We start from the raw sequence: 12,881 nt of genomic DNA on the forward strand, positions 1-12,881 counted from the left end.
AACGTTTTAAATCCTAATAATTAAAGCTTTTGGGCTAAATATTCGGCCGTATGATTATTAGGAACTTTGGCCAAATCTTCCGGTAAACCTGCAAACGATATGTTACCACCGGCTTCACCACCTTCAGGCCCCAAATCAATAATCCAGTCGGCTGATTTTATTACCTCCATGTTGTGCTCAATAATAATAACACTGTTTCCTTGGTCTACTAAGGCATTTACAGAATCCATTAGTTTTGAGATGTCATGAAAATGCAGGCCTGTAGTTGGTTCATCGAAAATGAACAAGATATGTTCCTTGCTATCCCTGCTGTGCTTGCCTAAGAAAAAGGCCAATTTTACCCTTTGCGCCTCGCCACCACTTAAGCTGTTGGATGACTGGCCAAGCCCGATATAACCTAACCCAACATCATATAATGGCTGGATTTTATTGATTATAGAGGTTTTCCCATCGAAGAAAAGTAAACTTTCTTCAACAGTTAAGTCAAGTACGTCAGCAATGCTCTTACCGTGATATTCCACGTCTAAAACCTCTTGCTTGAAGCGCTTACCATGGCAACTTTCGCAAGTAAGATAGATGTCAGCCATAAACTGCATTTCAATTTTAACGGATCCTTCTCCCTGGCAGGTTTCGCATCTACCGCCTTCCACATTAAATGAAAAATGAGATGGTTTGTATCCTCTTTGTTTGGATAAAGGCTGGTCTGCATAGAGTTGCCTGATGGCATCATATGCCTTTACATAAGTGACTGGGTTTGACCTTGATGATTTGCCAATCGGGTTTTGGTCAACGAATTCAATCTGTGTGACTTTGCTATAGTCACCTTCCATTTTATCAAACTTACCGGTTGATTCTGATACCGTGCCTAAAATCTTTCCAACGGCTGGATAAAGCAATTTTTTGATTAGTGTTGATTTGCCTGATCCGCTCACCCCTGTTATTGCCGTCAATATGCCTAACGGAAATTTGACATTTACATTTTTAAGGTTGTTTTCAACACCGCCATAGATGTCAATGGAGTCTTTCCATTTCCGTCTTTGTGCTGGGGTATTGATTTCTTCTTTACCCAGAAGAAAATCAGCAGTATGGCCAGTGGCACCGTTTAGCTCGTCAATTCTTCCTTGAAATATCAATTCGCCACCATGAATGCCGGCATTAGGACCAATATCAATGATTTGATCAGCTGCTTTCATCACTTCCTCTTCGTGCTCCACAACTATCACAGTGTTGCCCAAATCCCTGAGTGTTTTTAGCACTTCAACAAGCCTTCTGGTATCCCTGGGGTGAAGTCCAATACTCGGTTCATCCAAAATGTACATGGAGCCCACCAATGCGCTTCCCAAAGAAGTAGCTAGTTTAATACGCTGAAATTCTCCTCCAGACAGGGTTGAAGTCATTCTATTAAGGGTAAGGTAGCCAAGGCCAACCTGTTGAATATAATCTAGTCGGTTGTTAATTTCTTTAAGCAGCCTGTTACTTAACTTCAAGTCATATTCATCCAGTTGCAGCCCATTGAAAAAGATGGCTACTTTATCAATGGGCATAAGCACAATATCAGTTATTGACTTACCTCCTATTTTTACATAACTCGCGTCCTTACGGAGTCTGGTGCCACGGCAGTCAGGGCAGACCGTACGCCCACGATATCTTGATAAAAGTACTCTATATTGAATTTTATGGGTCTTACTTTCAAGAAATTGAAAGAAGTGATTAAGTCCTTTAAAATATTCATTGCCAGCCCACAACAGCTCTTTTTGGGCTTCGGTTAACTCGTTGTAAGGACGATGGATTGGAAAATCAAAACGAATACCATCCTTTAATAAAGGATCTAACCATTTTTTCATGGTTTCGCTTCGCCAGGGAGCGATGGCCCCTTCGTAAACAGACAGACTTTTGTCAGGAATGACCAAATCCCTGTCTATGCCAAGTACTTTGCCAAAACCCTCGCATGTTCTACAGGCCCCATAGGGATTGTTGAAGCTAAATAAGTTAACCGAGGGCTCTTCAAATTTTATGTCATCAGCTTCAAACCGATCAGAGAAATTTTTCCTTTTATGACCATCTACATGAATGTAACAGTCACCTAATCCTTCAAAATAGGCTGTTTGTACAGAATCTGAGATTCTGTAAACTGTGTCTTCATCATCAGCATCAATAACAGCCCGGTCAATTAAAATCTCAACTTGTGCATCCTTTTTCAATTTGACTTTTTCTTCAATCAGGTCTTCAATGAACCTGGTCTCAGTATCAATCAGCACACGGGTGTAGCCCTTGCTTAGCAATATTCCAAACTCTTTATCGAGGGTTCTGTTCTTGGTTAACTTCAATGGACAGGTCACCATAACTTTAGTGCCTTTGTCAAAGCTATTTACATAGTTGACCACATCCGTGACGGTGTCTTTCGTTACCTTTTTTCCACTTATTGGTGAATAGGTTATGCCAACCCTGGCGAAAAGCAATTTTAAATAATCAAAAATCTCAGTTGTTGTACCTACAGTAGACCGGGGATTTCTGGTGTTTACTTTTTGTTCAATAGCTATGGCAGGAGAAACCCCTTTGATATAATCTACCTCCGGCTTCTCCATTCTACCTAAAAATTGTCGGGCATAGGAGCTTAGGCTTTCAACATACATTCTCTGCCCTTCAGCAAATAATGTATCAAAAGCAAGTGAGGATTTTCCAGAGCCTGATAAGCCAGTGATAACCACTAGTTTGTTCCTTGGAATGGCTACACTAAGGTTTTTAAGATTATTAACCCTTGCCTTTTTTACAATAATATATTGCTTGGGGTCAAGGGATTCAAGGGTACTATTCTCTTGTGTATCTAGCATAAACGGCTGCAAAGATACAATACAATGGAGAGATAAATCAGCTAAACGTTATCTTAATCGTCTTCAAAGTCTTCATCGAATGAAGCTTCATCTACATTTGAGTCTTCATCCCTTTCGTTGTCTTCTTCGTCATCAATATCATATCCGCCATCGGTATTTTTAGTGACAGCTATTTTAACCAGATACATAGTATCACTGGTTTCCAGGGGCACACAAAAAAACGGCTCGTTTTTTGCATTTTGCAACCTGATAAGATGACCTTCAAATCCATCGGGATAAGTCTTTTTGACTAAAGTCTTTAGCTCGGGATCGAGATTATCAAGGCTTTTTATGACTCGTTTTTTTTCCATGTCATTGAGATAGTAATTACCAATTAGAGTATTTAAAAATTAATTTTATTTGATTTAAAAAAACGTGCAAGACTAATTAAATATTTGGATAAAAAAATAGCTTGCAATTAATAAGTTTTAAACAAGTGAATATTCTTCGAATTAGAAAATATTTTTAAAAAGTTTTGCAAGTTCGAGTTATATTTTTTTAGATTTGACTTCTTAGTGCCAAAATATTTTAACCAAAACCCCAGGGAGCAACAATATGATATAGACCTCTACGTTAACTAAATTGTAAACCTTAATGGAGAAGTATAAGATCAGTGATAGTAAGTTGGTGTCACTTTACAAACTTGGTAGCGAAGAGGCTTTCGAACAGTTGCTTAACAGGCACAAGTCCAGAGTTTTCACAACCATTTATTTAATTGTAAAGGATAACTATGTAGCCGAAGATTTGCTACAGGAGACTTTTATCAAAGCTATACGCACGATTAAAGAGGGGCGGTATAACGAGGAAGGTAAGTTTTTGCCCTGGATTCTGAGAATTGCTCATAATCTGGCGATAGATAATTTTAGAAAAGAAAAGCGTTACCCTACAGTGGTACTCGAAGATGGTAGCTCAGTATTTAATACTCTGCAGTTTGCTGAAGACTCCATAGAGTCTGCACAGATAAAGCAGGATACCCATGTAAAGCTTAGGCAGTTGATAGACGAATTGCCCGATGCACAGCGAGAGGTGCTTGTTATGAGGCATTACATGGATATGAGCTTTCAGGAGATTAGTGAGAATACGGGTGTGAGTATCAACACGGCATTGGGAAGGATGAGGTATGCTTTAATTAATCTTAGGAAGAAAATGAAACAATACAATATTGCCTATGATCAGAACATTTACCCAAGATGACGTAATCAGGTACGTTTACCACGAAACTTCTGAAGAAGAAAGCCAGGAAATAGAAAAAGCAATGCTTTGCGATGCAGAGCTACAGATTATGTACAAGGAAATCAGTGGCGTTAAAAACCGACTTGATGAAGCCCAAAAGGCTCCATCAGATATGGTAATTAATAATATACTCAATTTCTCAAAATCCCTAAATTTGCTTTCCAAGAAATAAGGAATGCAGAAGAAAGAGAGATTTGAGAATTTTGTAGCGTATTTTACTGAAAACCAGCCTGAGGCAGAAACGGAACTAAATTATAGTAATCCGTTCGAGTTGCTTGTGGCAGTTATTCTGAGTGCTCAATGCACTGATAAGAGAATAAATGCCGTTACACCGGCTCTGTTTGAAAAATTTCCCACTGCTGAACTATTGGCAGTGAGTCATTTTGATGAGGTATTTCCACTCATCAGATCAGTTTCCTATCCTAATAATAAATCAAAGCACCTTATTGGAATGGCCAAAATGCTGGTTGAAGATTTCAACTCTGAAATACCAGCTGACATTAAGGAACTTCAAAAACTTCCTGGTGTAGGAAGGAAAACGGCCAATGTTATTGCTTCTGTAATTTACCATCAGCCAGCCATGGCGGTTGATACTCATGTTTTTAGAGTGTCAAAAAGGCTTGGCTTGGTCGCACAAAATGCAAAAACACCATTAGAGGTAGAAAAGCAGTTAGTGAAATATATTCCTGAAGATTATATTGCCAGAGCACACCACTGGCTCATATTGCATGGCAGGTATGTTTGTCTGGCCCGAACTCCCAAGTGCGAAGAATGCAACATCACTCATTTCTGTAGATATTTTGAAAAGAACCTAGCGAAGGTCTCTAAAAAATGAGGGTTTGTCTTATTCATCAATATTATAAAACGCCAGAATCTGGTGGAGCCATTCGTTCCTACTACATAGCGAAGCACCTGCATGAGCAAGGACATGATGTAACAGTTATAACCGCTAGAAATAATAAGGCATATACTATTGAAAACGATTTGGGCTTTGAAGTTCATAGCCTGCCTATTTATTATGAAAATCACTTAAGCTTTTTAAGTAGAATTCACGCCTTCATTTTATTTGTCTGGGCAGCCAACAGGTTAATAAGAAAACTTCCAAAATTTGATCTTAATTATGTTATTTCCACTCCTCTGAGTACCGCCTTAATAGCTTTAAAGTCAAAAAAGAGATATGGCACGCCTTACGTATTTGAGGTTGGGGATCTTTGGCCTGAGGCGCCCATTCAGCTTAAGGTGATAAAAAATCCAATTCTTAAAAGCATCGCATTAAAGCTAGAGCGCAATGCTTATAGAAAAGCGGCCAAGATTGTGGCGTTATCCAAAGATATTAAAACTGCAATCCAACAAAAGGTGCCGGAAAAGGAGGTAGAGGTCATTACCAATTTTGCCGATATGGATTTTTTTAAACCTGAGGAAAAGAAGCGTGATTACCTTAATAAATATCAGGTTCAGGATAAGTTTGTGATTTCATACTTGGGCACCGTAGGAATGGCCAATGAACTGGAATATCTTATTGAGGTGGCCGAAATTTCCAGGATCGTAGAAAATCTTCATTATTTTATTGTCGGTGGAGGCGCGCGATTTAATAAAATTAGGACACTGGCAGAATCCAAGGGCTTGAAGAATATCACTTTTGCCAATCAGGTAGATAAATATGAAGTCAGGCAAATTCTAAATATTACTGATGCCATTTATGTTTCTTTTAAAAATGTGCCTGTATTGGCTACAGGCAGTCCAAATAAGTTTTTTGATGGCCTTGCTAGCGGCAAATTGATAGTCATCAATTTCAAGGGGTGGATAAAAAAGGCTATTGAAGAGCACGGTTGTGGGTTTTATTATGATCCCAAAAGCCCAAAAGAATTTTTAAACCGGCTCACGACCTATTTAGAAGACCATGGTAAACTTGAGCAGAGTAAAATGAATGCAAGAGAACTTGCCGACAAATTCTCTTTACAAAATCAACTGCCTAAGCTCGATAAAGTACTGGAAGGATTCAGCTAGAATTTTAATAAAGCATAACCTTTCAGTTGATAGGTGGTGACAGTAGTAAGCATGGAAGTAGCAATTTGTACTTCTTCTAACACGTCATCAGTTGCTATTCCTCTACCTTTAAGCGACTGGCCACAAACCGCAATGGTAACTCCGGCATTGGTCAAGGCTTTGATTAACTCTTTATTGGGATTCTCCACTCCATACTTGGCTTTATATCTTTTGTCATTGGCGATGCTATAGGTTGCTTCGCCATGAACGGCAACTACCACCTTCATCCTACTCATATCGGCACCGCTTACAGCATGAAGGTTCAGCATTCTTGCTACATTGTTCAGTGACCAGTTGAATTCTTTGGCATCTTCATTACCAGTTACTAAATCTATTACCACTTTGTATTCCAACTCAGGGTCGGCTTTTATAGTTGCTTCAGGAATATCATAGATTCCACCAAAAGGAGAAACCACAGGGTTTTGCCTTTCTTGAGCCTTGGCGCTAACAGCAACGAAGAAAAGAATTGAAAAAATTATTTTGTGCTTTATCATATTCTTGATTTTATAAAAGGTTCATCATAGCTCCAATATAGGCAATATATAGTCCTCATTTGGAAAGAATTATTTGATCGGGCAGTGGCTGGTAAAATATTTTTTAAATTACTCTGTAACCATTTGTATCGACCTGGGTATTCTAGACTGAAAATTATAATTAGTGGAAAAAACACTTACTGATGAACAGCTGATGGAAGCGGTAAGAGGCGGAGAACTAAATAAGGCTTCTCAACTATTTGATCGTTACCATAAGCACCTGTACAATTTTTTTGTGAAGATAACCTTGGACAGAGACCTTGGCCATGACCTCACGCAAAATGTTTTTATGAGGATGATACATTATAAGCATACATATCAAACCGGAGCGGTATTTAAGTCCTGGATTTTCAGGATAGCCCGAAATATATATGCCGACCATTATAGAAAGAACAAAGTGATGTTTAGCGATGATAATCTCGAAATAATGGATCAAAAAATGACAGCAGTCGATGATCAAATGGTGGAAGATGAGCGGCAGAAATTATTGTACATCGCCCTTTATAAACTAAAGCCAGAACAGAAAGAGATATTAATATTGAGCAAATTTCAAAAGCTGAAATACGAGGAAATAGCAAGCATTTATGAAACCTCTGTGGGTGCAATAAAAACCAAAGTGCACCGTGCTTTAGGCCAATTGAAAGAAAATTATTTAGAACTCGAAAAAATATAATCATGGAGGAAAATAGGATGACCGAGTTAATCAACGATTATATAGATGGCTACCTATCGGGTGAATTAAAGGTTTATGTGGAAAAGCACATACGTGAAGACCAAGAATGGAAATCTACTTATGAAAAGTATTCGGAGCTGAATAAGCTGATGAATAATGACAAAGAGTTAGAAGCTGCCGCACAACTGAGCAAAGATTTTCAGCAGTTTCTGGATCATGAAATTGAAAATCAGACTAAGGTGATACCGATTAATGCCGGATCAAATAATAAAAGGCGGTATCAGATAGCCGCTGCGGTGGCCATACTGGCTGTAGGGTATATTCTTGGCATCTCGATGAATAAAGGAAATACAGATGAAATGGATAAGCTGAGAAATGAAATGGCTGCCACTAAGGCACTTGTTTTAAATTCTCTAGATGACCAGTCAGCAAGCTCAAGGTTGGGTGCTGTTAATGCCAGTTATGCTATGTCCAGTATGGATGATGATATTATACAAGCTTTTGTAAAGACATTGAATACTGATGAGAATATTAATGTGCGCCTGGCAGCGCTAGAGGCATTGAGCAAGTATGCAGATGATGAGAAGGTGCGCAAGGCATTAATCGAGTCGTTGAGTACGCAAGATAAGCCAGCAGTACAGATAGTATTAATCAATTTGTTAGTGCAACTAAAAGAAAAAAGAGCAATTGAGCCACTTAAAAAGCTCACTGAAGATGAGGATAATATAGAGGCGGTCAGGGATGAGGCCAATTATGGAGTCTTCAAATTATCATAGAAACCCGGGTTTATAACAATAGCCTTCCAAGGCAATCTCAAAATCAAATGGAACAACTAAAAAGTAAAAAAATGAAAAAGTTAAAATTAATAGGTCTGACGTGTTTGGTTATAGCATTAGGACTTGGGCAGATAAATGCCCAGAATTCGAATGAGTATAAGCTCGATATGAGCTCAGGCAAACTGATAGTAAAAGAACTTGATGAAGTTGAATTTGAAGCCAGCTCAAATGGTTCTGTAACAATTACAAACCGTGATAACGACCGGGAAAAATCTGAGCGGGCTAAAGGCCTAAGATTAATAAATGGCCTTGGGCTCGAGGATAATACAGGTATAGGATTAAATGTTGAAAAAACTTCTGGTGGTGCCACTATTAATCAAATTTCCAGAACAGGTTCAGGAGAATACCTGATTAAAGTACCTAAAGGTGTGACCATAGTTTTTGAAAATGGTTCTGTTTATAGCAAGTCTGTTTCATTCAAAAACATAAATAGTGAGATAGAAGCAACAACTACACACTGTGATGTGCGACTGGAAAATGTAACTGGACCAATGACAATAAGCACGGTACATGGAGATATTGATGGTGCTTTTGGAACCATAAATCAGTCAAACCCCATTTCTATAATTTCCTCCCATGGAGATATTGATTTGAGCATTCCTATAGCAACTAAGGCTAATTTCACTATTAGTACAAACTGGGGGGAGATTTATTCTGATCTTGAAATAGAAATTGAGAAGACCGCTGATAGTATGAAACGCTATAACCAAAACAAGGTCAATGGCAAGATGAATGGCGGTGGTGTAAATATGAATATATCTTCTACACACGGTAGCATCTACCTGAGAAAGAAATAAAGTCAAGGCCCTTCAGGTCTGAAGGGACCATTTGAACACTAACTTATTGAATTATGAAATACATAATCAGCCTAATAATATTGGCTGGGGTGGGAAACTTTGCCCTATGCCAAACAAAAGTTGACAAGACAATAGCTACCAAAAGTGGTCAGAACGTGTCATTGGATTTTACCTGGCCAGAGCTTATTCAGGTAAGCAGTTGGGAAAAAAATGAAATCAAAATTGAAGCTCAGGTAACTATTAATCGAGGTCAGAATGATGATGCATTTAAACTGGAAGTTGATGAAGCGGCTGGGTCTATTAGAATTAAATCAGAAATTGAAAACTTTGAAGGCCTGCCAAAGAAGATAATGATAAGAGCAGGAGGACAAGAGTATTTTTTTAACACTGATGACAGAAGTAGCCCGGAGGTAGTCAAGTTTTTGGACGAGAAAGGATCGAATGGGTATGAGTTTATGAATCATGGGGTGATCATGGATATAAAACTGGTGGTCTATGTGCCATCAAACATCAACCTCGATATCTACAGCAAATACGGCATGGTTGAGATCATGAAATATTCTGGCAAACTGCAGGTGCACTCCAAGTTTGGTGGAGTGGATATAAAAGTACCAATGGCTAAGAACACTATTAAAGCCGGCACAAAGTTCGGAAGGAAATATACTGATCTGGATCAAAAATTTGCTTCGCTTGAGTTTGGTGACCATCCGGGAAAATGGGACTGGGTGTCATGCGACATTAATGGAGGAGGGGCCCTTCAGGAATTAAAATCAGAATTTGGAAACATCTATATAAGAAAGCCCTGAGCAGTAAATTTTCTTATTGGTGAAGAGGTCAGTCTATTAGGCTGGCCTTTTCTTTTGTCTTTCCAGCCTTGAGCCTGAATCTCTAAAGGTGCTCATTGTTATGACCTGCAATAAGTAATTGATATGGCAATCACTAAAATCATATCACCTTTCCTTAGAGAAAACATTCATCCGATGACTATAGACATGATGAAGATAGTCTTCGGATGAATTAGATTCACAGAAAGTTCCCCTAACTCATCCAATGCCCTGTTTCGTGTCCTCATGAAACAATACAGCAATTAGCGATAATTTTTTTACTACCTTATGCAACCTTTTCATAACAAATGCCATCTTAGAAGGAAACGGTCAAAATCATGAATAAACTTTACACAACATTAATTGCCATAATCTGCTTCTCAACAGCGTCAATGGCACAAACACTGGAGTTGCCTCTTAGCAGGTTCGAAAAGGTTATTATCAATCCTTATATAGATGTAACCCTTGTAAAAGGAGATAAGGAAGCAATTGAATTTACCTACGATGGCATTTCTTCTGATAAGCTGGGAGCAGAAGTAAGAGGCCGGACTTTGCATGTCTTCCTGGAAGATGCGGAGATAAACCTTAGACTCTTTAAAAGAGACTTCGACATGCCCAGAAGGTATAAATGGGCTCGGGTAAAAGCGAAGATTACTTACGTGACACTTAAGAAAATTGACTTACGTGGCGAGGAGAATTTGGTCTGTGAGGGTGAATTATCGACCAGAAATTTGAAGTTCATTGCCTATGGAGAAAATGATATTAAGTTGAATAGCGTAAACACAGGCAACTTCAAAGTGGCGCTGTATGGAGAAAACACCTTTGCCGTTAACTCGGGAAGCACCTACAACCAGATTTATAACACTTATGGAGAGAATAAGATCAATGCAGAAAACTTTGAAAGCAGCGCAGTAAAATCCAAAAGCTTTGGTGATAACATTATTAATATCAACGCCACTGATTTTCTTGAAGTAGTTCATTTTGGTGAAGGCAGAATCAACTACGTGGGCAATCCTGTAATTGAAAGAAAATGGCTGATTGGAGAAACACAGATGCGAAGAATAAAGTAAATAATTGAGATAATTGAATGAAGACCCTGATCCTGGCCTAGCCGGGATCAGGGTCTTTTGTTTGTATACGTTCCACTCGAAAAACCATATCTAATCTTATATTTACAACTTACAGTTAAGCCCACAAATGAACCAAACCAAAATGGAACTTAGAACTGTCAATGTTACGCGCTATGTTACGCCTCTTCGTGAAGGTGGATCAATGCCGGCTATTGTTGAAGCCGATGACGGATTTTTGTATGTCATTAAGTTTCGCGGTGCTGGGCAGGGTACCAATGCACTAATTGCTGACCTTATAGGTGGTGAACTAGCCCGTGCCCTTGGACTGCAAGTGCCCGAATTGGTTTTTATGAATTTAGCCGAAGGCTTTGGTCGCAGCGAAGGTGATGAGGAGATTCAGGATCTGCTAAAGTTCAGTGTTGGGCTTAACCTTGGCGTTCATTATTTATCAGGAGCTATTACTTATGATGCCACTGTTACCACACTTGATCCATTATTGGCTTCAAAGATACTTTGGCTGGATTGCTTACTCATAAATATTGACCGCACCCACCGCAATACCAATATGCTAATGTGGAAGAAGGAGTTGTGGATGATTGACCCGGGAGCCTCACTTTATTTTCATCATAACTGGAGCAATTGGCGTGAGCATATTAAAACACCTTTTGCACTAGTGCAAAATCATGTATTGTTGAAACAGGCAAGTAAGCTGGAGGAGGCTGATGAGTTTGCTAAAAATATTCTGATTAAGGAGGTGATAGAAGAGATTGTGTCTCTGATTCCCGATGATTTTTTAAATGATGAAAGTCTTTTCGAGACCAAAGATGAGTACCGAAATGCCTATGCTACATTTTTGATGGAGCGTATTAAGCACTCAGATATATTCATAAAAGAAGCCCAAAATGCACAACAAAAGCTTATTTGACTATGCTGTCATTCGTGTTGTGCCCAGGGTAGAGCGCGAAGAATTTATTAATGTAGGTGTGATACTCTATTGTAAGGCAGAGCGATTTTTGGAAGCTAAGTATCAATTGGATACTCAACGGCTACTGGCATTTTCACCTGAGTTGGACCTTGATTGTGTAAAAGAAAACCTTAAGGCCATAGCGCAAATTTGTATGGGCAAAAAGGAGGGTGGCGCCATCGCAGAACTTGATCTTGCTTCCCGCTTCAGATGGATAACATCTACCAGAAGTACAATCATCCAAATGTCGAAAGTGCACCCGGGTTATACGTCTAATGCAGCTGAGACACTAGAGAAATTATATCAAGAATTAGTATTACTGTCAAAGAGTGCATGACCAAACACCGCCACTTTATTATCCATAAACCTTACGGTTATCTCTCCCAATTTGTGCACAATGAAAAAAGGCGAAAGAATAGAAAATTATTGGGAGAGCTGCATGATTTTCCTGAAGGTACTATGTCTATTGGCAGGCTGGATCAGGATTCAGAAGGCCTATTACTATTGACTACAGATGGTAAGGTGAGTCATCAGGTGCTGAGCAAGAAGATAGAAAAGGAATATTATATTCAGGTGGATGGTATCATTACTGATGAAGCTATTGAAGCGCTAAAAAAGGGAGTAGATATAGCCTTGCAAGGAGAGGCCTACGAGACATTACCTTGCAAAGCGCATCGTTTAGATTCCGAACCAGATTTTCCGCCAAGGACACAAAAAATACGCGATGCACGCCATGGCCCAACAAGCTGGATGTCAGTTACGGTTAATGAAGGTAAGTTTAGGCAAGTACGAAAAATGAGTGCGGCCGTTGGCTTTCCCACTTTACGTTTGGTGCGTGTGCGTATTGGCAATATTCATCTTAATGACATGAAATCTGGTGAGGTTGTGGAGGTCGAAAGTTTTGGATTGTCAGATGATCTTTAATCTTTCGTCATTTCGACTGAGGCACGAGGGATAAATCCCCTAAAGGTCAGAAGGGGCACTCTCGATCGTTCCACTATTAAGTGGTAATTTTTGATTAAAACCTTTATCTTT

Annotated in this window: 15 protein-coding genes; 12 read left to right on the forward strand and 3 right to left on the reverse strand. The window is 39.1% G+C overall.

Features of this window, described 5'->3' with window-relative positions; genetic code table 11:
- Positions 1-20: 20 nt before the first annotated feature.
- Together uvrA and RIB54_RS12125 are read right to left on the reverse strand one after the other, a co-directional pair.
- Positions 21-2,831: an excinuclease ABC subunit UvrA gene (uvrA, locus tag RIB54_RS12120; protein WP_350101148.1), complete on the reverse strand. Its 2,811-nt coding sequence runs from the start codon at positions 2,829-2,831 to the stop codon at positions 21-23.
- A 53-nt stretch (positions 2,832-2,884) separates the two neighbouring features.
- Positions 2,885-3,181 (reverse strand): hypothetical protein, encoded by a 297-nt coding sequence (locus RIB54_RS12125; protein ID WP_350066101.1) that lies wholly within the window; start codon positions 3,179-3,181, stop codon positions 2,885-2,887.
- 283 nt (positions 3,182-3,464) lie between these two features.
- Between RIB54_RS12125 and RIB54_RS12130 the strand changes: the two genes are divergently transcribed.
- From RIB54_RS12130 to RIB54_RS12145, 4 genes are read left to right on the forward strand one after another with little or no spacing between them, the layout of a single operon-like run.
- Positions 3,465-4,064, forward strand: a complete 600-nt coding sequence (locus RIB54_RS12130; protein ID WP_350101149.1) for an RNA polymerase sigma factor — start codon at positions 3,465-3,467, stop codon at positions 4,062-4,064.
- Entirely contained in the window at positions 4,039-4,275 is a 237-nt protein-coding gene (locus tag RIB54_RS12135) for a hypothetical protein (protein WP_350101150.1), read from the forward strand. Before RIB54_RS12130 ends, RIB54_RS12135 begins: the two co-directional genes overlap by 26 nt.
- 3 nt (positions 4,276-4,278) lie before the next feature.
- A complete protein-coding gene (gene nth / locus RIB54_RS12140) occupies positions 4,279-4,938 on the forward strand; it encodes an endonuclease III (protein ID WP_350101151.1) in 660 nt (219 codons plus the stop codon).
- Positions 4,935-6,110, forward strand: a complete 1,176-nt coding sequence (locus tag RIB54_RS12145) for a glycosyltransferase family 4 protein (RefSeq protein WP_350101152.1) — start codon at positions 4,935-4,937, stop codon at positions 6,108-6,110. Before nth ends, RIB54_RS12145 begins: the two co-directional genes overlap by 4 nt.
- On the opposite strand, the gene RIB54_RS12150 is transcribed toward RIB54_RS12145, so the two are convergent.
- Positions 6,107-6,643, reverse strand: coding sequence for a DsrE family protein (locus RIB54_RS12150; protein ID WP_350101153.1), 537 nt, complete (start codon positions 6,641-6,643; stop codon positions 6,107-6,109). The two genes, RIB54_RS12145 and RIB54_RS12150, sit on opposite strands and share 4 nt — an antisense overlap.
- Positions 6,644-6,806: 163 nt before the next feature.
- Here RIB54_RS12150 and RIB54_RS12155 point away from each other — a divergent pair, with 163 nt between their 5' ends.
- The 8 genes from RIB54_RS12155 to RIB54_RS12190 all read left to right on the forward strand — a co-directional run bounded on the left by RIB54_RS12155 (position 6,807) and on the right by RIB54_RS12190 (position 12,770).
- Complete coding sequence (locus RIB54_RS12155) at positions 6,807-7,355, forward strand: RNA polymerase sigma factor (protein ID WP_350101154.1); 549 nt, start codon at positions 6,807-6,809, stop codon at positions 7,353-7,355.
- 2 nt (positions 7,356-7,357) lie between these two features.
- Entirely contained in the window at positions 7,358-8,131 is a 774-nt protein-coding gene (locus RIB54_RS12160; RefSeq protein WP_350101155.1) for a HEAT repeat domain-containing protein, read from the forward strand.
- Positions 8,132-8,202: 71 nt separating this feature from the next.
- On the forward strand, positions 8,203-8,988 hold the full coding sequence (locus tag RIB54_RS12165; protein ID WP_350101156.1) for a DUF4097 family beta strand repeat-containing protein: 786 nt from the start codon (positions 8,203-8,205) through the stop codon (positions 8,986-8,988).
- A 53-nt stretch (positions 8,989-9,041) separates the two neighbouring features.
- Positions 9,042-9,794, forward strand: a complete 753-nt coding sequence (locus RIB54_RS12170; RefSeq protein ID WP_350101157.1) for a hypothetical protein — start codon at positions 9,042-9,044, stop codon at positions 9,792-9,794.
- 356 nt (positions 9,795-10,150) lie between these two features.
- On the forward strand, positions 10,151-10,882 hold the full coding sequence (locus tag RIB54_RS12175; protein ID WP_350066121.1) for a GIN domain-containing protein: 732 nt from the start codon (positions 10,151-10,153) through the stop codon (positions 10,880-10,882).
- 127 nt (positions 10,883-11,009) lie between these two features.
- The gene (locus RIB54_RS12180) at positions 11,010-11,807 is read left to right on the forward strand and encodes a HipA family kinase (RefSeq protein ID WP_350101158.1); all 798 of its coding nucleotides are present in this window, start codon (positions 11,010-11,012) and stop codon (positions 11,805-11,807) included.
- Complete coding sequence (locus RIB54_RS12185) at positions 11,785-12,183, forward strand: DUF3037 domain-containing protein (protein WP_350101159.1); 399 nt, start codon at positions 11,785-11,787, stop codon at positions 12,181-12,183. Before RIB54_RS12180 ends, RIB54_RS12185 begins: the two co-directional genes overlap by 23 nt.
- Positions 12,180-12,770 (forward strand): pseudouridine synthase, encoded by a 591-nt coding sequence (locus RIB54_RS12190; protein ID WP_350101160.1) that lies wholly within the window; start codon positions 12,180-12,182, stop codon positions 12,768-12,770. The genes RIB54_RS12185 and RIB54_RS12190 overlap by 4 nt, the downstream gene beginning before the upstream one ends.
- Positions 12,771-12,881: the final 111 nt, after the last annotated feature.

Origin of the sequence: Fulvivirga sp., assembly GCF_040218215.1 — a bacterium.
GTDB lineage: Bacteria > Bacteroidota > Bacteroidia > Cytophagales > Cyclobacteriaceae > Fulvivirga.